Source organism: Pseudomonas brassicae (assembly GCF_010671725.1).
In the GTDB taxonomy this organism is placed as follows: domain Bacteria; phylum Pseudomonadota; class Gammaproteobacteria; order Pseudomonadales; family Pseudomonadaceae; genus Aquipseudomonas; species Aquipseudomonas brassicae.
In genome coordinates, this window is the sequence record NZ_JAAHBU010000327.1 from 1 (window position 1) to 16,774 (window position 16,774).

Consider the following 16,774-nt stretch of genomic DNA (forward strand, 5'->3'; position numbering starts at 1 on the left):
GCCGGCAAGGCCGGCGCCTGCACGCTTACCTGGCCCACTTCTTCGCCCCCGCCACACACAGGATCACCCCCACCGTCACCCCGAGCATGCCAAGGCTCACCTGCTCGCCCAGCAAGGTAGCCGCCAGTGCCAGGCCGAAGAACGGCTGCAGCAACTGCAACTGGCCCACCGCGGCAATCCCGCCCTGCGCCAGCCCGCGGTACCAGAACACGAAGCCGATCAGCATGCTGAACAGCGCTACGTACGCCAGGCTGGCCCACGCCGGAACGCTGATGCCCGAGAACGAGGCAGGCGCCAGGTACAGGCTCAATGCCAGCATGAACGGCAGCGACAGCAGCAGCGCCCAGCAAATCACCTGCCAGCCGCCCAGGGTTCTGGACAGTCTGGCCCCCTCCGCATACCCCAGCCCGCACACCACCACCGCCAGCAGCATCAACAGGTCCCCTTGGGGTGACGCCGCCAGCCCTGGGCCAGGGCAAAGCCCACCACCATCAGGCTACCCAGCACCGAGAACAGCCAGAACACTGCACGCGGGCGCTCACCCCCGCGCATCACGCCGAACACCGCCGTGGCCAGTGGCAACAGGCCGATGAACACGATCGAATGCGCCGAGGTCACGGACTGCAGCGCCAGTGCGCTCAGCAGCGGAAAGCCCACCACCACACCCAGCGACACGATGATCAGCGGTACGAGCTGCGCTCGGGTCGGGCGCGGTTGCTTCAGCAGGACCAGCAGGGCCAGCGCCAGTACGCCTGCGATGGCGGCGCGGGCAACGGTCAGAAAGACCGGGGCGAACTCCAGTACCGCCACCCGCGTCGCGGGCAGCGAGCCGCTGAAGATCACCACGCCGATCACGCCATTGATCCAGCCACGGGTTGTTTCATCCAGTGTGCGGGGTTGCAGGGTCTGTTCCATCGTCACGCTCGATCCGATTGCAGGGTAAAAGGTCACTTGCCAAGGACCATGCTAGGACCGACTATCAGCACAATCAAAAAATTGTCATGGATACATTCGCGCATGCCCCGCTCCCGCTACAAGACACTGGTCGACGCCCTGGCCGCCGACATTCGCTCAGGCAGGCTGGCTCCGGGCACCCGCCTGCCCACTCATCGGCAACTGGCGGTCGACGAGGGGCTTGCGCTGGTCACGGCGTCGCGGGTGTACGCCGAGCTTGAGCAGATGGGCCTGGTCAGCGGCGAAACCGGGCGCGGCACCTTCGTGCGCGAGACCTCGCTGCCGCCTGACCTGGGCGTCGACAACAAGTGATTGCGGCCGGCATGGCCGACCTCAACTTCAACTACCCCGCCTTGCCGGGCCAGGCCGAGCTGCTGCGCAACGGGCTGCGCCAGCTGGCGCTATCGGGCGACCTGGACGCCCTGTTGCGCTATCAGCCGCATGCGGGCCGCCCACACGAACGGGCCTGCTTTGCGCGCCACCTGGCCAGCCGCGGGCTGCACGTCACGCCCGAACAACTGCTGGTGGTCAGTGGCGCCCAGCACGGCCTGGCGGTGATTCTGATGGCGTTGCTGCAACCCGGTGATGTGATCGCCGCCGACGCCCTGACCTACTCCGGCTTCAAGGTGCTGGCCGAGGCGTTGCACCTCGAAGTGCTGCCCATTGCGCTCACACCACAAGGGCCCGACCTTGATGCACTGCAGCGCCTGTGCCGCAGCCGCCCGGTACGCGCCGTGTACTGCATGCCGACGTTGCACAACCCGCTGGGCTGGGTGATGAGCCTGGCGCACCGCGAGCGGCTGGTGGCGATTGCCCGTGCGCATGACCTGCACCTGATCGAGGACGGTGCCTACGCCTTTCTTGCCGACAACCCGCCGCCACCCGTGGCGCAGCTGGCCCCCGAACGCACGCTGTACGTGTCGGGGCTGTCGAAGAACGTGGCCACCGGCTTGCGGGTCGGCTTTGTCGCCGCCCCCGAACACCACATCAGTGCCCTGGAACGGGCAGTGCGCGCCACTACCTGGAACACGCCGGGGGTCATGACCGCCCTCGCCTGCGCCTGGATCGACGACGGCACCGTCAGCCAGCTCGAAGTTCACAAGCGCACGGATGCGCAAGCCAGGCAGGCCATTGCCCGCGAGATGCTGGCCGGCATGCCCTGCGTGGCCCACCCCGGCTCGTACTTTCTGTGGTTGCCGCTGGCGGACGACGCTCGCGCCGACCAGATCGCCGCCGCCCTGATGCGTGACCAGGTGGCCGTGGCCACCGCGCAGCCGTTTGCCACCACCCCTCACACACCGCGGGCGCTCAGGCTGGCACTGGGTTCGGTCGACCTGCCCACGCTGCGTTCAGCACTGGGCAAGGTGCGCTGGCAGATACAGGCACACGCCTGAGGCCACAGACCTCGTAGCGGGCACGCATGCCGTTTCATCACTGCTCGCCGGCCTTTTCCAGCGCCGCGCGCAACGTATCGGCCTGCGAAAACTCACGCACCGCCGCCACCTTGCCCTGCTCCAGCTGAACCCACAGCACGCTGTCTTCGGCCCCCGGATAACGCCTGGCCACCTGCCCGTCGCGGTCGAGCATCACCCGGTAGCTGTAATCGCGCATGGCCGGGATGGCGAACAGTTTTGCAATCAGCACCGGCATGCGCTGCACATCGGCCACGAATACCGCGCGCCGTGCCTCCAGGTAACCCTTGGGGCGGTCCTGCAAGGCGGCCTTGACCTGCTTGGCTGCATCCATGTTGCGCGCCACCAGCACGATGGCAGTCTGCTCATCGAGGCTGTAGGCCTGGTCGAACTGGTCCAGCAAGGTCCAGGGCGCCAGCCGCTCCCCCGTCTCCAGTGCCTGGGCAAACAGCGGTATCAGGCCAAGCAGCAACACACTTGCGTATTTCAAGACACACCTCGTCCATTGGGTTCCAGCCGTCGACTATACCGTGACCGCACGCAGCATTCATTTGCACCGGCGCATGACTTAAACTGCCGGCCCGTTCCGGCCAGCCTTGAGGTACCCGCGTTGCCATCGATACCCCAGCCCCGCAGCGCGCCCCTGGCCGCCCGCGACGTCTGCCAGCCATTGCGCGATGCCGCGCTCGGGTTGGGCACGCTGCGCCGCCTTGAACCCGTGCCAGCCAGCGGCCTGGTACGCGTCGACATCGACGGCTGGCACCTGACCCTGGACATCGAACACGGCCACCTGCACCACTGCCCACACTGCCGCAGCCCCGATGGACGGGTCTACGAGCGCGGGCAATTCTACGGCACCGACCCGGTGTACCTGCTCAGCACCTGGGAACTGGCACAGTTGGAACGCCTGCTCGGCGCCTAACGCTGTGCCACTGCATGACGGGTGCATTGCTCGTAGTAGGTCTGCTTGATGGCGGCAGGCTTCAACCGGGACCGGCTGTTGTAGGTCTGCTCAGTGATGCCCATGGCGGTCATGCGCATCCATGGTTTGGCGAACTTGCGCGCTTGCAGGCGCTTGCGCGCGGCATACAGCGTCACCCCCGAGAGTTTGGACTGCTGCGCGCCGGCGGCAATGTCCGAACCCCAGCTGCAGACAAAACGATCATTCTTGTTCAACGCCTTGGCCTGCACCGCCAGCGAGAACGTGGCAGCCGCACACAGGGCCACGGTCATCACAAAAGCCCGCATAAAGTCATCCTAACCTGTTGAAAGGCGTAGATTTTGCCAAGGAAGAAATGACTCCGGGGCCAGCAAATTGCCTTATCTGCCAGACAACGCTGCAGGCATGAGCGAACCACCACCGGACACGGGCGCCAAACAACCTCAGTCCGCCGCCACCACCTGATTGCGCCCCAGCGCCTTGGCGCGGTACATGGCCTGGTCGGCGCTGTTGAGCAGGTTGTGAAGGTCGGTATGGGACGCACTGGCGACCGCCACCCCCAGGCTGGCGGTCATGCCCTGGCGGCCCACGTTGTCATGCACGAACTGCAGCTGCGCGATGGCCTGGCCCAACTGCTCGGCAATGCCCAGCGCGGTGTCGATCGGGGTGTCGGCCAACAGCACGGCGAACTCTTCGCCGCCCAGTCGGCCATACACGTCGGTTTCGCGAAACGAGGCCTTGATCACCCCGCCGATCTGGCGCAGCACCTCATCGCCCACCTGGTGGCCGTAGGTATCGTTGATCCGTTTGAAATGATCGATATCCAGCATCAATGCACACAGCGGACGTTGCTCGCGGCGGCTGTGGCTGTACAACTGCTGAGCATGCTCGAAGAACGCGCGGCGGTTCTTCAGCCCGGTCAACTCGTCGGTTTGCGCGGCGCTGCTGGCGATGTTGTGCGCCCGCTCCATTTCATGGGTCAGGCAGAAGGCCTTCTCCAGCGCCGCGCACAGCTTGCCGGTGGCGCGCACCATGAAGGTGGAAAACACCAGCACCGCCAGGGCCATGCCCACCTGCAGGCCGGAGGGTTGCAGCAGCAGCCACACGGTACATGGCAGCAGCACCAGGCCAATGGCGGCCAGGGTCATGGAGCGGTAAGCGTAGTAACACGACACGGCGCTGCCCGACATGCCCACCGCGAACAGCAGCACCAGTGCCTGCGCCAGCAGGCTGTCATCGGGCATCACCGCCAGCGCCCCCAGCCCCCAGATCCCGGCTGACGTCACCAGCGTGACCCAGTACTTGCGCTCCCAACGCTGTGGCGTGCGGGCACTCTGCGGGCTGCGGTAATAGGTTGCGAACACCACGATGCGCAGCACGGTTGCCGCACTGAGCGCGGCGATCCAGATCAGCGCAACGTTGTGCTCAAAGTAGTCCCAGCACAGCCAGCACAACATCAGTGCCCCGAGGAAGCTGCCGTAAACTGCCGTCAGCGACTGGCGAAACAGCAATTGCAAGCGGTCGGTACGCGCCAGCTGTGCAACGAACAGGTCATGCTCAGGTGTGGTGTGGTCCATCGAGTCGGCCCGGTAGGGTAAAAACGGTTCTAAGGCGCTATTGTGGCACTGTGCGATCATCCGCAACAGCCGGCTGTCGCAGCTGGAACACACCACGGTGTTTGTCGGTTTGCAGGGCTGCCTGCGTGTGTTTGTATTTCGCGGTACGCCGCACGTGCACTACCCTGCACATACTCTGACATGTCTATGCTACAGCCTGGGGTGGCATTTTGACTTTGCATCTTGAAATACGCAGTTATCCGACCGAAAGCGCTCATCATCAGCATGACTTCGTGCAGTTGGTGCTGCCGATTTGCGGGCACATGGAAATCGAGGTGGACGGCCGCGGCGGCCGGATCGATCACGCCTGTGCCGCGCTGGTCGCGCCAGGGGCTACGCATGCGCAGCTGGCACCGCCCCACAGCCGTTTTCTGGTACTCGATTGCGCAGCCGCTGCGCTGCAGACTTATGCGCTGCATAGCCTGCCACAACGGGTTCATGTCGCGATCGCCCCCGCCACGCGGCGCCTGATCGAATATGCCGAGCTGATTGGCACCGCGCAACTGGCCGCCAGTGCAACGCACCTGGCGCCGTTGCTGCTCGCATCGCTGGCCCAACTGCCCACGCAGCCGACAGCCGGGTTCGAGCGCCTGGTCGCCCGCGTGCAGGCGCACCCCGCCGACCACTGGAGCAATGAGCGCATGGCGCAGGTGGCGGGCATGAGCATGAGCCAGTTGCACCAGCGCGTGCACCAGCACCTGCAGACCACCCCCCAGGCCTGGCTGGCCCAACTGCGCATCCAGCACGCCCAGCGCTGGCTGGGCGACAGTTCGCTGCCAATTGCCGAAATTGCGCTACGCAGCGGCTTCAGCGACCAGGCGGCGCTCACCCGTGCCATGCATCGCCTGTGCGGCATTACCCCGGCGGCCTGGCGCAAGGGTCAACGACAGCCTGGGTAAAAAATCCTGCAGTTATCGACAATACCGCGCTGTGCTCAACGCCCAGAATCGACCTTTTGCGATGTTGAGTGTGAGCGTGATGTTTACCGATCGGTCGTTGGCGAGAGGGCTTGGCTACGGTGTTGCCGCCGGTGTGTGCTGGGGCGTTATCTTTCTGGGGCCGCAGCTTGTCGCCGGCTTGAGTGGGGCTCAGTTCGCGGTGGTGCGGTTTCTCTGTTATGGCGGTTTTTCACTGGTGTTGCTGATACCGCGATGGCGGCGGGTAACCGGGCGATTGACCCGCGCCGACTGGGTAGCACTGTTCTGGCTCAGCCTGGTCGGCAACCTGGTGTACTACTCGCTGGTGGGCAGCGCCGTGCAACTGGTCGGCATTGCCACCACCTCGCTGATCGTCGGGCTGATACCGGTGCTGGTGACACTGGCCGGGCGGCACGACGCCAGTGCAGTGCCGCTCAGGCGCCTGCTGCCGTCGCTGGGCCTGGCGTGTGCAGGGGTGGCGCTGGTCAGCCTGAACGCCCTGGGTAGCGGCCCGCACTACCTGGCGTGCAGCGCAGGCGTCGTGGCAGGCCTGCTGTGTGCCGTGGGTGCCTTGTTCAGTTGGAGCTGGTATGCCGTGGCCAACACCCGACGACTGGGCAGGCTGCACAACGTCTCTGCGCATGACTGGGCGCTGCTGACCGGCGTGATGACGGGGGCGCAGGCCCTGCTGCTGGCAGTCCCGGTGCTAGGCCCAGTGGCAGCCCAGCACGCGGCCTCGAACTGGGGCCACTTCGTACTGGTGGCTGCAGGGGTCGCCTTGCTGTCCTCGGTGGTGGGTAACGCGTGCTGGAACCAGGCCAGTCGCCTGCTGCCGCTTGCCCTGAGCGGTCAGGTGCTGGTGGTGGAAACGCTGGCGGCCCTGTTGTTCGGGTTTGCGTGGGAGCAACGCCTGCCCACTGCACTGGAGCTGATGGCGATTGCGCTGCTGGTCGCGCGTGGCCTGGTGCCTGAACTGCCACCGTGCAGCAAGCCCAAGGATCGAGCGTGCAATGGACTGAACAGCAAGCCCGGGCTTGTATTGACACACGCCACCGTTCACACCACTATCGCGGCATGAACAGCCCACGCCGCCTGCCCCAGATGTGCCCCTCCATGACCGCCGCTGGCGGGCCATGAGGGCGTGCGTTCGCGGTAACTGACGCAACACCCGAGGCCCCGCCAGCAATGGACGGGGCCTTTTTCGGTCTCCGTCCGCCTGAAACCAACGGAGAGTGAAGTGCTCAAGATTCAACGTGCGACCCCAGGCGATGCTGCAGCCGCCTTCGATATACGCCGCCAGGCGATCCGTCACCAGTGCGTTGGTGCCTACACCGCAGCACAGATGCAGGCCTGGACCGCAGGCTCGGCCAATGACGGCTACGGTGCACTGATGGAGGGTCATTTCTACCTGGGCTACGTTGACGGCCAGCCGGTGGTCACCGGCATGCTGGAGGTGACCTCGCGTGAGGTGGGGGCCATCTTCGTATTGCCGGCGTTCATGCACCGGGGCCTGGGCAAGCAGATGCTGGTGTACCTGGAAGACCTTGCGCGCACACTGGGGCTGCACGACCTGACACTGGATGCCACGCTAAATGCCGCCCCGTTCTATCGCCAATGCGGCTATACGGGCGAACAGACCTCGGTCTACCACTCGCCGCTGGGCATCGAGTTGGCATGCGTACCCATGGTAAAAAACCTCTAGCACCCTGCCATGACGCCACCGCCTGGCGTCACTGCGCGCCGAACATCGCCGTCCAGTAGATCCCGGCATCGCTCTTGGGGTCTGCGGCGTAGGCAGCACCCAGTTCCTTGAACTGCGGGTTCATCAGGTTGGCGCAGTGCCCGGCGCTGGCCAGCCAGCCGTCGACCACCTTGCGCACGCTGTCCTGCCCGGCCGCAATGTTCTCGCCAATCTGCTGGTAGCTGTAGCCCTCGAGCTCGGCGCGATCACCCGGCATGCGCCCGTCGCGGTCCTTGTGGTCGAAGAAGTTGAGGTTGGCCATGGCCCGCGCATGCCCCTGCGAAGCCGCCGCCAGCGTAGCGTTCCAGGCCAGCGGTGCGCTGGCGGCGAAGGCTTGCCCGCCGCACTGGCGCGGCTGGGCGCGCGCATTGTTGATCGCCTCCATCAGCTTCTGCCCCTCGGCCTGCGGCTCGCCCAGCTTACCGCTGAGCAGCGGGCGTGCGAGCACAATGCGCCAGTCGCGCCCGTCGCGGCTGACACCCACATCGACGAATTGCGGGTCCAGCACCACCTGGCAGAAGCTCTCCTGAATCGCCTTCATGGCCGCAGCGGCATCCCGTGGCCCCGACAGGCTGATGGCCTGCACGCTGACCATCGGGTAAGAGGCGCGCACCAGTGCCTGCTGCAGGTCGCCGGCACCGTTGGCCGACAACACCAGGCGCGGGTCGCCCGCCAACGGCGGCAACTCCAGCGACACCTGGCCCGCGCAGCGTTGCGGCAGGCTGCGGTAGCCGTTGATCGACTCGACCAGTTGCGTCTCTTCGCTCGCCACCGCCACGCCGGTGGTGAGGAGCATTCCCAGCGCCAACGCGCCAAGACGCAGCATGGATGATACGTCGTGCATGTAACTCTCCCTTGAGCAAACTGCGCCCATGATGCGTGATTTTGCTCGGCTTTCGTAGCATCCGAGGTTGCGTCGCATTAGCATGGGCGCCCCGACAACCCGGTATCGCTGCCCATGGACGTGCACCAGGCCTACCCCATTGAGGTCATCAAGGTCGAACCTTACACCGCCGACTGTGACTGTGCGGCGGTCACGCTGCGCAGCCCCCAGGGCGATATCTGCGTGTTCAGCTACCCCTGTGACGCCCGCGTGGGCAGCCGGGTGCACGCGCCGTTATCGAGCTTGGATGCGCAGGTGCAGGCAGCGTTCCTTGACGATTGGCCACAGGCGCAGAAAAACGCCTGCGCCGTCGAGCGGCTGGAGCAGACCGGCCCGTATGCCTACCGTGGCTGCGGCCACGTGGTAGATCGTGCACAGGGCCTGATCAGCGTGCTGGGCTTTGTGATCGATGTGGGGGAAGTGCCGTGCGACGGTGCGGTGACGTTCGACTGCCAACGGATAGACCTGTGACACGGCAAGCGACTCACACCAGCCGCAGCCCCGCCGCCGGCACTTGCGGCGCACCCTCGCCCAGCCGTTGCTGCACGAACAGGCGAGCCTGACGGCTCATCTGGTCGAGCTGACGGTCGCGCTGTTTTTCCGCGTCCACCATGGCCCGCTTGCCGTGCTGCTGCAACAGGTAGGTATGGATCTGCTGGATCTCCAGCGTGCGGTAGATGGGCGCCACATCCAGCACCGCCACCAGGCCGTCAGTGGCGTGGTCACGCGTGTTCATCAGCACCTGCGGCCCACGTGCGCCCAGCACCTGGAAGCCCAACGCTTCGAACACCCCGACCTTGGCCACGGCGCAGGCCAGCTCCGCGTGCGGGTAGCGCTCGCGCATCGCCCCAGCAGTGCCCGCGCGTGCCCTGGCGCCGATGCCCGGCCTGTACCGCCATGTAGGCCACGGCACAGGCCTCGGGGTCATCCTGCACCGGCAGGTACAGCACGAACCCCAGCAGTTGCTCGGGGTCCTCATCGTCAGTGGCCAGCAGCAGTTCGACCGACAGCCCGCGCGTGCCACCGAGCGCTTCCAGGTACAGGTGCACCTCGTAGCCGATGCCGTACTGGTACAGGTTGTACAGCGGGTTGCTGGGGGTCAGGGCCACGCTGCTGATGTCGGTGAGGTAGTCGACCACCATCTGCAGGAGCTGGCCCTTGAGCGGCTCGGCGGGCGGGGTGTGCAACAGGGTGATAACGGGCATGTGAACGTCTGGCTCCAGAAACGGGGTGACCTGGCGGGTCGTGCCGGTGATTCTACAGGTCTGCGCGCCTGCGCCCTACCCCGCGCTCAACCCCCACAACACCTGCAGCACATGTTCGGTGGCGCGCTCCACCTCGCCGCTGCGGTGGGCAATGCCGAGCTGGCGCCATAGCAGTGGCTGCAACGGGCGCATGGCGATGCGTGGGTCGGCCAGCGGCGTGGAGCCTTCGTTGGGCAGCAGGGTGGCGCCGTAGCCGGCCGCCACCAGGCTCTTGATGGCGTCGTTGTAGTTGAGCTGGATGCGCGGCACCGGCTGCTGCCCGGCGCTGTCGAACCACTGCGCGGTCAGGCGCGACAGGCCGGTGCTGTTGTCATTCAGGATCAACGGCTGCTCGGCCAGCCACTCGGGCGTGACCACCGCCGGGCATGCCCAGCGCGCCGGCAAGTAGGCCATCACCGGGTCGCGCCGCCACGGCGCGATCAGCAGCCCCTTGACCGGGCTCTGCGGCAAAGCCACCAGGCCGATGTCCAGCGCGCCGTCGGCGAGCTTCTTCAGGGTTTCATGGGAAGTGAGCACCGCCACCTGCACGTCGATGCCCGGATGTTGATGGCTCAGGGTTTCCAGCGCCTGGGGCATCAGTTGCGCGATGGCACCGGTGGAAGCCCCCAGGCGCACCCGCCCCGCCAGGCCCTGCACCTGGCGCTGCACGTCCTCCAACGCCTGCTGTGCATCGGCCAGCAGGCGGCGGGCACGCTCCACCAGGGTTTCGCCAATCGCCGACGGTTGCACACGCCCGCGGGTGCGCGACAGCAACGTGCCGCCGACCCGGGCTTCAAGCTCGGCGATGTGCAGGCTGACCGTGGGCGGCGCCAGGTTGAGCGCACGCGCCGCCTCGGCAAACGAGCCCAGGTCGGCGATGGCCACCAGCGTGCGCAGGCGGTCGAGGCTGATTTCACGCAAGAGAACGCTCCCAATTCAGAAAAACTGAACCTGATGTTTGCCAAATTCAACTTTTACTATCTTAACCCTGCATCGAAGATGGGCGCTGCTGATTTCTCACATGCGAGCACACGACCATGGGCACTCCTGTTGTATTCATCGATGGCGACCAGGGCACCACGGGTTGCAGATCCACCAGCGCCTGCAGGGCCGCAGCGACCTGCAGTTGCTGACCCTGGCGGCCGAACACCGCAAACACCCGCAGCACCGTGCCGAGGCGATCAATGCCTGCGATATCGCCATGCTGTGCCTGCCGGATGACGCGGCGCGCGAGGCGGTGGCGAGCATTCGCAACCCGGCGGTGCGCGTGATCGATGCCAGCTCGGCGCACCGTACCCACCCCGAGTGGGTGTATGGGTTTGCCCAGATGAGTGCGCAGCAGGCGCAGCGTATCGCCACCGCCCGCCGCGTGAGCAACCCCGGTTGCTACCCCACGGGCGCGATCGGCTTGCTCAAGCCGCTGCTGGATGCCGGGCTGTTGGCGCACGACTACCCGGCCAGCATCCATGCCGTGTCGGGGTATTCGGGCACCGGGCGTGCGGGGGTAGAGGCCTACGAAGGGCCGGGCGCAGCGCAGGCGCCGGCATTTCAGGTCTACGGACTGGGGTTGGCGCACAAGCATGTGCCGGAGATCCAGCAGTACAGCGGGCTGAGCCAGCGGCCGCTGTTCGTGCCCGGCTATGGCGCGTTCCGCCAGGGCATCGTGCTGACCCTCCCGTTGCACCTGCGCCTGCTGGCCGCCGGTACCTCGGGGCAGCAGGTACACGCGTGCCTGGCGCAGCATTACACTGGCTTACAACATGTGCAGGTGATGCCGCTGCAGGAGGCCAAGGCGCTGACCCACCTGGACCCGCAGGTGATGAATGGCACCGATGACCTGCGCCTGATGGTGTTCGAGAACGGCGACCAGGTGCTGCTGGCGGCGGTGTTCGACAACCTGGGCAAGGGTGCGGCAGGTGCGGCGGTGCAGAACCTCGACCTGATGGTCGCCGGGCACTGATCCACCGCGCCTCAGGTGTCGCGGCCACCCGGTGGTGGCGACACCGGTGCAGCTGAACCGCGCTGCCTGCCAACCATCCCCACGATCGTCTCGAACAACTCCTGCTGCGCTTGCGATGGGCTGATCTCGCCGGTTGCCGCCGCATGCGAGAGTGCCTCTGCCGCGCCCAGCATCCCCCGCAACCCCGCCTGGGACACGCCGCCCTCCCCGGCGAACGGCGCCAGTGCTGCGCGACACTTGTTCAAAAAGATCACCTCGTACTCAGCCTTGACGATCGACAGCTGCGGCGAACCTGCCAGCGCGGCAATCACCCCCGCGATCTCCTGCCCCTGCGTCAGCACACACGTCACGTAGGACCGCGCGATCACCTGCGCCTGGCCCTGCAGCGTGGCCTCGCCACTGGCCAGCGCCGCGTCCATCAATGCCGTCTGCCGGTCATCGAAGGCCTGATAGAGCACCGCCAGCAGCCCGGAACGGCTGCCGAAATGGTCGTACACCACCGGTTTGGTCACCCCGGCAGCCTCGGCCAGGCGCCCCAGCGTCAAGGCATCGGTGCCTTCCTCGCGCACCACCTGCCAGGCCACTTCCAGCAACTGTTCATGCCGGCCCTCACGTGAAAGACGTCGACGCACCGGTAGCGGATCCTTGCTTGACATGCATAACCTACCAAAAGTAACTTATCGAACATAACTTACCGAAAGTATATAGCCGGAGTTTTCAGCATGCACGCATTGATCGTTGTCGCTCACCATGACCCGCAATCACTCACCCACAGCGTGGCGACGCAGGTCGCCCGTGGCGTGGCACATTCTGCCTGCGGCCACAGCGTCGAGCTCGCCGACCTGTACGCCGAGGGCTTCAACCCGGTATTCGGCCCCGCCGACCACGCCGTGCATCGGCGCGAGGCACCTGCGCCGGCCGACGTGCTTGCCGAGCAGGCACGCCTCGACCGTGCCGATGCCCTGGTGCTGGTGTACCCGGTGTACTGGTGGTCGATGCCCGGCTTGCTCAAAGGCTGGATCGACCGGGTGTTCGCCAATGGCTGGGCCTTCGACTTTCAAGCCGATGCCACCCTCGTGAAAAAACTGGGTCACTTGAACGTGCACCTGATCGGCATTGGCGGCGCAGATGCCGGCACTTATCAACGGCATGGCTACGCCGCGGCGATGAAAACGCAGATCGAGCACGGCATTTTCGATTACTGCGCAGCCCCGGTGGTCAGCTCGACCTTGATGCTCGACGCCGAGACCCAGCCCGCCGCCACGCATCTGCAGGCAGCCCGGGTGCTCGGCGGTGCGCTGTTCGCCAGCGCCGAGCATGCCCCCCGCCCACAGCAAGCGTCTTGCCAGCCGTGACCGCCGAAGGCACTCTGCCATCCTCTGTCTCCCCGCCACGCTCGGCAAAAAGGACGCATGCGCATGCTGCAAACGGATTTCCGTCCCAGACCTGTCCATCAGTTGATCCGCCACGACAAGGCCCAACCGCCCAATCGTTTCTGGATCCCGGCCTACCAGAGGGGCTATCGCTGGAAACCCGAGCATGTGCAGCAACTGCTGGAGGACGTGCGCGAGTTCGCCTACCGCAAAGCTGCGCAGAACGACGACTTCTACTGTTTGCAGCCCTTGGTGCTCAAGGCCGATGGCTGCGGCCGCTATGAAGTGGTGGACGGTCAGCAGCGCCTCACCACGCTGCTGCTGATCCTGCGCTACTTCAACCAGCGGCTGACCGAACGGCATCGCACCCCGCTGTTCGAGCTCAGTTACGAAACACGCCCGGACCTGCCGAAGTTCCTGACGGAGCCGTGTGCGGAGCAAGCCCGCACCAACGTCGATTTCTTCCACCTGTATCAGGCCATGCAGACCATCGAGCAATGGTTCGACACCCGCGACCATGAAGTCGACGACTTCAAGTCGACGCTGCTCAACCGGACCAAAGTCATCTGGTACGAGCTCGCCCCTGGCGAGAACCCGGTGGATGCCTTTACCCGTTTGAACATTGGCAAGATCCCCTTGACGGATGACGAGCTGATTCGCGCCCTCTTCCTCAGGCGCAGCGAGCCCGGCGCTTCGAGCGAAACCCCACGGCAACTGGGCATCGCGCATGAATGGGACCAGCTCGAAAAGACCTTGCAGAACGACGCGCTGTGGTACTTCCTCAACGACACCCCGGGCGTGGGACAGAACCGCATCGGCTTCCTGTTCCAGCTCGTCACCCGCCTGGAGGGCACCGCCACTGCGCAACCGCAGCGCTACTCGGTGTTCCACCACTACAGCCGCCGGCTGTCGGCTGAAGGCGCCTGCGTACAGCGCGAATGGCAGCACATCAAAAACACCTGCATGCTGCTGGAAGAATGGTTCGAGGACCGCCGCCTGTACCACATCATCGGCTTTCTGGTGCAGCACGGGGATGCCGTCGCCGAGCTCTTTGCCTTGTCGCAGGGCATCCCCAAGAGCCGCTTCGAGCACCACCTGCGCCAACGCGTGTTCCGCTGCCTCACCGGCAAGCCCTGGCCTCACCCCGCCGATGCCCAGACGGTCAAGCAGGCGATCGCCACCTGGCTGGACAACCTGGACTACGCCAACCGCGACCAGACCGCCATCCGCGCCACCCTGCTGCTGTTCAACCTTGCCAGCATGCTGCAAAACCCGCTGTCCAACGTGCGTTTCCAGTTCGACAGCTTCAAGAAACAGCGCTGGGATATCGAGCATGTGCGCTCGGTGACCACCTTTCGTTTCAACGGCCTGAAGGAAAAGCAGCAGTGGCTCGCACGGTGCCTGCCGCACCTGCCGGTGACCGAGCAGACGCTTGAACTGCGCAACGCCATTGCCACGTTCGTCGCTGCCGCCGACGACCACAGCGATGACCGCTTCAACGACCTTTACACCGCCACACTCGCAGCGTTTGGTGAAAACGAGGAGGTCGATGACAGCATCGGCAACCTTACCCTGCTCGATCACAGCACCAACCGCAGCTACAAGAACGCCGTTTTCGCGGTCAAGCGCGAGCGCCTGCTCCTGCTCGACCAGGCCGGTATCTTCGTGCCCTTGTGCACACGCAACCTGTTTCTCAAGTGCTACAGCCGGGAGGTGTCGCACGTGCTGTTCTGGGGGGCGCGTGATCGCCAGGACTACCGGCAGGCCATCGAACAGACACTGGTCGCTTTTTTCACCGTCGAGCCGCAGGAGCAGCACGTATGAACACGCAGGACAGCCAGATCATTTTCAGCCAGCTGTTCGAGCGCTACGACGGCATCCGCATCCCCCTCATCCAGCGTGACTACGCCCAGGGCCGGCCTGACAGCGCAGACGTACGCAACGATTTTCTCACCGCGCTGCAGCGCGCCTTGCTGCTGGCGCACGATGACCCGAGCCTGCCGTTGAACCTCGACTTCATCTACGGCACCCTCGACGAGCACCAGCAGTTCGCGCCGCTGGACGGCCAGCAGCGCCTGACCACGCTGTTTCTGCTGCACTGGTACCTGGCGCAACGCGACGGCCAGTTGCCCCGTTGGCGTGCGCTGTTCTGCAACGACAATGCCTCACGCTTTACCTACGCCGTGCGGCCCAGCAGCGGCGAGTTTTTCGCTGCCCTGTGCCGTTACACCCCCGAGCACCCGTGCAGCGCGCAGGCCTCGCTGCTGGACGAGATCACCGATCAACCCTGGTATTTTCGCCACTGGCGCCTGGACCCGACCATCCAGTCCTGCCTGACCATGCTGCAAGCCCTGCACGAGCGCTTCTGCGATGCCCCCGCGCACAGCTTCGAGCGGCTGCTGGAGGCCCGATCGCCCGTCATCACCTTGCGGGTACTCAACCTCGACGACTTCGACCTGGCCGACGACCTGTACATCAAGATGAACGCGCGCGGCATGCCGCTCACGCCGTTCGAGACGTTCAAGGCGCGCTTCGAGCAACACCTGCACGCTCGGTTTACCGGTGAAACCCACTCGATGCACGGCAAGCCGGTGAGTACCGCGACCTACTTCGCCTGGCGCATGGACACCCGCTGGGCCGATTTCTTCTGGAATTTCTGCAACGTCACACGCGACACCACGGCCCCAGCGACACTGCGCCTGTTCGACCAGGCGGTGATGAACCTGTTCCAGATCGTCGCCGCCGCCACCCGTGACACCCAGACGACCAGCTACGAGGCCGACCAGCTCAAACTGCGCAACCGCCAGCAGCGCATCAGCTACCAGGTGTATGAAGACAGCGGCTGGCTCGATGCGGCGTTCTGCGAGACGCTCATGCTGCTGCTCGAGGCCTGGAGCCAGGGGCCCGACAACTTTGCCACGCAGCTGCCGCATGCGCGCTATTTCGACGAAATTGCCTTCTTCACGCACGCCATCAGCGACCAGCCGATCAACGCTACACGCCTGGTGCAGTTGGCCGGCTACATCGCCTTCCTGCGCCGCTACGGCACCGGGCACCCGCAGGCGTTTGGCGACTGGATGCGGCTGGTGGTCAATCTGTCGGTCAACTCCAGCTACGATGGCTCGGACGCTATCAAGCGCAGCGTCAACGGGCTGAATGAACTGGTCGAGCATGCACTGGAGCTGCTTGACCACCTCGCCACCGATCCGCCAGTCAGTGGCTTTCGTGGCAGGCAGGTCCGTGAGGAAATTCGCAAGGCCCAGTTGATCCTGGCCGACAGCCAATGGCGCGCCTTGATCGAACGTGCCGAGCAGCATACGTACTTCCAGGGACAGATCGAATTTCTGCTGGACCACAGTGATGCCGCAAAGGCGCTGGAAAACCGGTCGCACGCCAGCCGGCAGGCGCTTTTCCAGCGCAGCCTGAGCCTGGCCGAGCAGATGTTCGGGGAACGGGGCTTGAATGCGCTCGACGGCTACCTGTGGGAGCGAGCGCTGCTGAGTGAAGGCTCGTACTTGCTCCCCAACGGCTACAACCTGTCGTTGCTGGTCAATGCCGCCACCGAACCCGGCAGCTGGAAGCGATTGCTGGCTGACGAAAACGGCGTGCGCCTGTTGATGTACTGCGTCTGGGATGCACTGGACGAGCACGCGGCGCTACCCGCCCAGTTGCAACGCATCATCGACAAGGCCAGGGTCGATGAACCCTGGCGCAAGGTGCTGATCGACACCCCC

Annotated in this window: 13 protein-coding genes and 5 pseudogenes; 10 read left to right on the top strand and 8 right to left on the bottom strand. The window is 65.2% G+C overall.

The genetic code is table 11. From position 1 onward, the window contains the following. Positions 1-25 precede the first annotated feature (25 nt). Positions 26-915: pseudogene (locus G3436_RS20505) on the bottom strand (DMT family transporter). A gap of 102 nt (positions 916-1,017) precedes the next feature. On the opposite strand from G3436_RS20505, the pseudogene G3436_RS20510 reads away from it, so the two are divergent. Further along, positions 1,018-2,348 (top strand): annotated as a pseudogene (locus tag G3436_RS20510) (aminotransferase-like domain-containing protein). 37 nt (positions 2,349-2,385) lie between these two features. Here G3436_RS20510 and G3436_RS20515 read toward each other — a convergent pair. Then, entirely contained in the window at positions 2,386-2,856 is a 471-nt protein-coding gene (locus G3436_RS20515; protein ID WP_163948748.1) for an FAD/FMN-containing dehydrogenase, read from the bottom strand. Between the two features lie 129 nt (positions 2,857-2,985). Between G3436_RS20515 and G3436_RS20520 the strand changes: the two genes are divergently transcribed. After that, the gene (locus tag G3436_RS20520; RefSeq protein WP_163948781.1) at positions 2,986-3,288 is read left to right on the top strand and encodes a DUF7693 family protein; all 303 of its coding nucleotides are present in this window, start codon (positions 2,986-2,988) and stop codon (positions 3,286-3,288) included. Here G3436_RS20520 and G3436_RS20525 read toward each other — a convergent pair. Both G3436_RS20525 and G3436_RS20530 read right to left on the bottom strand, forming a co-directional pair. Then, entirely contained in the window at positions 3,285-3,614 is a 330-nt protein-coding gene (locus G3436_RS20525; RefSeq protein ID WP_163948749.1) for a hypothetical protein, read from the bottom strand. The two genes, G3436_RS20520 and G3436_RS20525, sit on opposite strands and share 4 nt — an antisense overlap. A 135-nt stretch (positions 3,615-3,749) precedes the next feature. After that, positions 3,750-4,883, bottom strand: coding sequence for a GGDEF domain-containing protein (locus G3436_RS20530; RefSeq protein ID WP_163948752.1), 1,134 nt, complete (start codon positions 4,881-4,883; stop codon positions 3,750-3,752). A 209-nt stretch (positions 4,884-5,092) separates the two neighbouring features. Between G3436_RS20530 and G3436_RS20535 the strand changes: the two genes are divergently transcribed. The 3 genes and pseudogenes from G3436_RS20535 (at position 5,093) to G3436_RS20545 (ending at position 7,541) form a co-directional block, all read left to right on the top strand. Continuing rightward, a complete protein-coding gene (locus G3436_RS20535) occupies positions 5,093-5,821 on the top strand; it encodes an AraC family transcriptional regulator (RefSeq protein ID WP_163948755.1) in 729 nt (242 codons plus the stop codon). Between the two features lie 79 nt (positions 5,822-5,900). Then, a pseudogene (locus G3436_RS20540) lies at positions 5,901-6,858 on the top strand (DMT family transporter). A gap of 218 nt (positions 6,859-7,076) precedes the next feature. Next, on the top strand, positions 7,077-7,541 hold the full coding sequence (locus G3436_RS20545) for a GNAT family N-acetyltransferase (protein ID WP_163948758.1): 465 nt from the start codon (positions 7,077-7,079) through the stop codon (positions 7,539-7,541). A gap of 28 nt (positions 7,542-7,569) precedes the next feature. Here G3436_RS20545 and G3436_RS20550 read toward each other — a convergent pair whose 3' ends face one another. Beyond that, a complete protein-coding gene (locus tag G3436_RS20550) occupies positions 7,570-8,424 on the bottom strand; it encodes a CAP domain-containing protein (RefSeq protein ID WP_163948761.1) in 855 nt (284 codons plus the stop codon). A gap of 114 nt (positions 8,425-8,538) precedes the next feature. On the opposite strand from G3436_RS20550, the gene G3436_RS20555 reads away from it, so the two are divergent. Beyond that, positions 8,539-8,934, top strand: a complete 396-nt coding sequence (locus G3436_RS20555; protein WP_163948764.1) for a hypothetical protein — start codon at positions 8,539-8,541, stop codon at positions 8,932-8,934. A 13-nt stretch (positions 8,935-8,947) separates the two neighbouring features. On the opposite strand, the pseudogene G3436_RS20560 reads toward G3436_RS20555, so the two are convergent. Both G3436_RS20560 and G3436_RS20565 read right to left on the bottom strand, forming a co-directional pair. Further along, a pseudogene (locus tag G3436_RS20560) lies at positions 8,948-9,668 on the bottom strand (GNAT family N-acetyltransferase). Between the two features lie 75 nt (positions 9,669-9,743). Continuing rightward, positions 9,744-10,628, bottom strand: a complete 885-nt coding sequence (locus G3436_RS20565) for a LysR family transcriptional regulator (protein WP_163948767.1) — start codon at positions 10,626-10,628, stop codon at positions 9,744-9,746. A 116-nt stretch (positions 10,629-10,744) separates the two neighbouring features. Between G3436_RS20565 and argC the strand changes: the two are divergent. Continuing rightward, positions 10,745-11,667: pseudogene (gene argC, locus G3436_RS20570) on the top strand (N-acetyl-gamma-glutamyl-phosphate reductase). 11 nt (positions 11,668-11,678) lie between these two features. On the opposite strand, the gene G3436_RS20575 reads toward argC, so the two are convergent. Then, on the bottom strand, positions 11,679-12,323 hold the full coding sequence (locus G3436_RS20575; protein ID WP_163948770.1) for a TetR/AcrR family transcriptional regulator: 645 nt from the start codon (positions 12,321-12,323) through the stop codon (positions 11,679-11,681). 66 nt (positions 12,324-12,389) lie between these two features. On the opposite strand from G3436_RS20575, the gene G3436_RS20580 reads away from it, so the two are divergent. From G3436_RS20580 to G3436_RS20590, 3 genes are all read left to right on the top strand, one after another. Next, positions 12,390-13,022: an NAD(P)H-dependent oxidoreductase gene (locus G3436_RS20580; RefSeq protein WP_163948773.1), complete on the top strand. Its 633-nt coding sequence runs from the start codon at positions 12,390-12,392 to the stop codon at positions 13,020-13,022. A 63-nt stretch (positions 13,023-13,085) separates the two neighbouring features. Next, on the top strand, positions 13,086-14,864 hold the full coding sequence (locus G3436_RS20585) for a DUF262 domain-containing protein (protein ID WP_163948775.1): 1,779 nt from the start codon (positions 13,086-13,088) through the stop codon (positions 14,862-14,864). Continuing rightward, on the top strand, positions 14,861-16,774 hold a 1,914-nt coding region (locus G3436_RS20590), incomplete at its 3' end, for a DUF262 domain-containing protein (protein WP_163948778.1). The genes G3436_RS20585 and G3436_RS20590, both read left to right, overlap by 4 nt.

Excerpts from the sequence above, each read along its gene's own strand:
- G3436_RS20525 (WP_163948749.1), bottom strand. The coding sequence starts at position 3,614 with ATGCGGGCTTTTGTGATGACCGTGGCCCTGTGTGCGGCTGCCACGTTC.
- G3436_RS20550 (WP_163948761.1), bottom strand. The coding sequence starts at position 8,424 with ATGCACGACGTATCATCCATGCTGCGTCTTGGCGCGTTGGCGCTGGGA.
- G3436_RS20585 (WP_163948775.1), top strand. The coding sequence starts at position 13,086 with ATGCTGCAAACGGATTTCCGTCCCAGACCTGTCCATCAGTTGATCCGC.
- G3436_RS20555 (WP_163948764.1), top strand. The coding sequence starts at position 8,539 with ATGGACGTGCACCAGGCCTACCCCATTGAGGTCATCAAGGTCGAACCT.
- G3436_RS20580 (WP_163948773.1), top strand. The coding sequence starts at position 12,390 with ATGCACGCATTGATCGTTGTCGCTCACCATGACCCGCAATCACTCACC.
- G3436_RS20575 (WP_163948770.1), bottom strand. The coding sequence starts at position 12,323 with ATGTCAAGCAAGGATCCGCTACCGGTGCGTCGACGTCTTTCACGTGAG.
- G3436_RS20530 (WP_163948752.1), bottom strand. The coding sequence starts at position 4,883 with ATGGACCACACCACACCTGAGCATGACCTGTTCGTTGCACAGCTGGCG.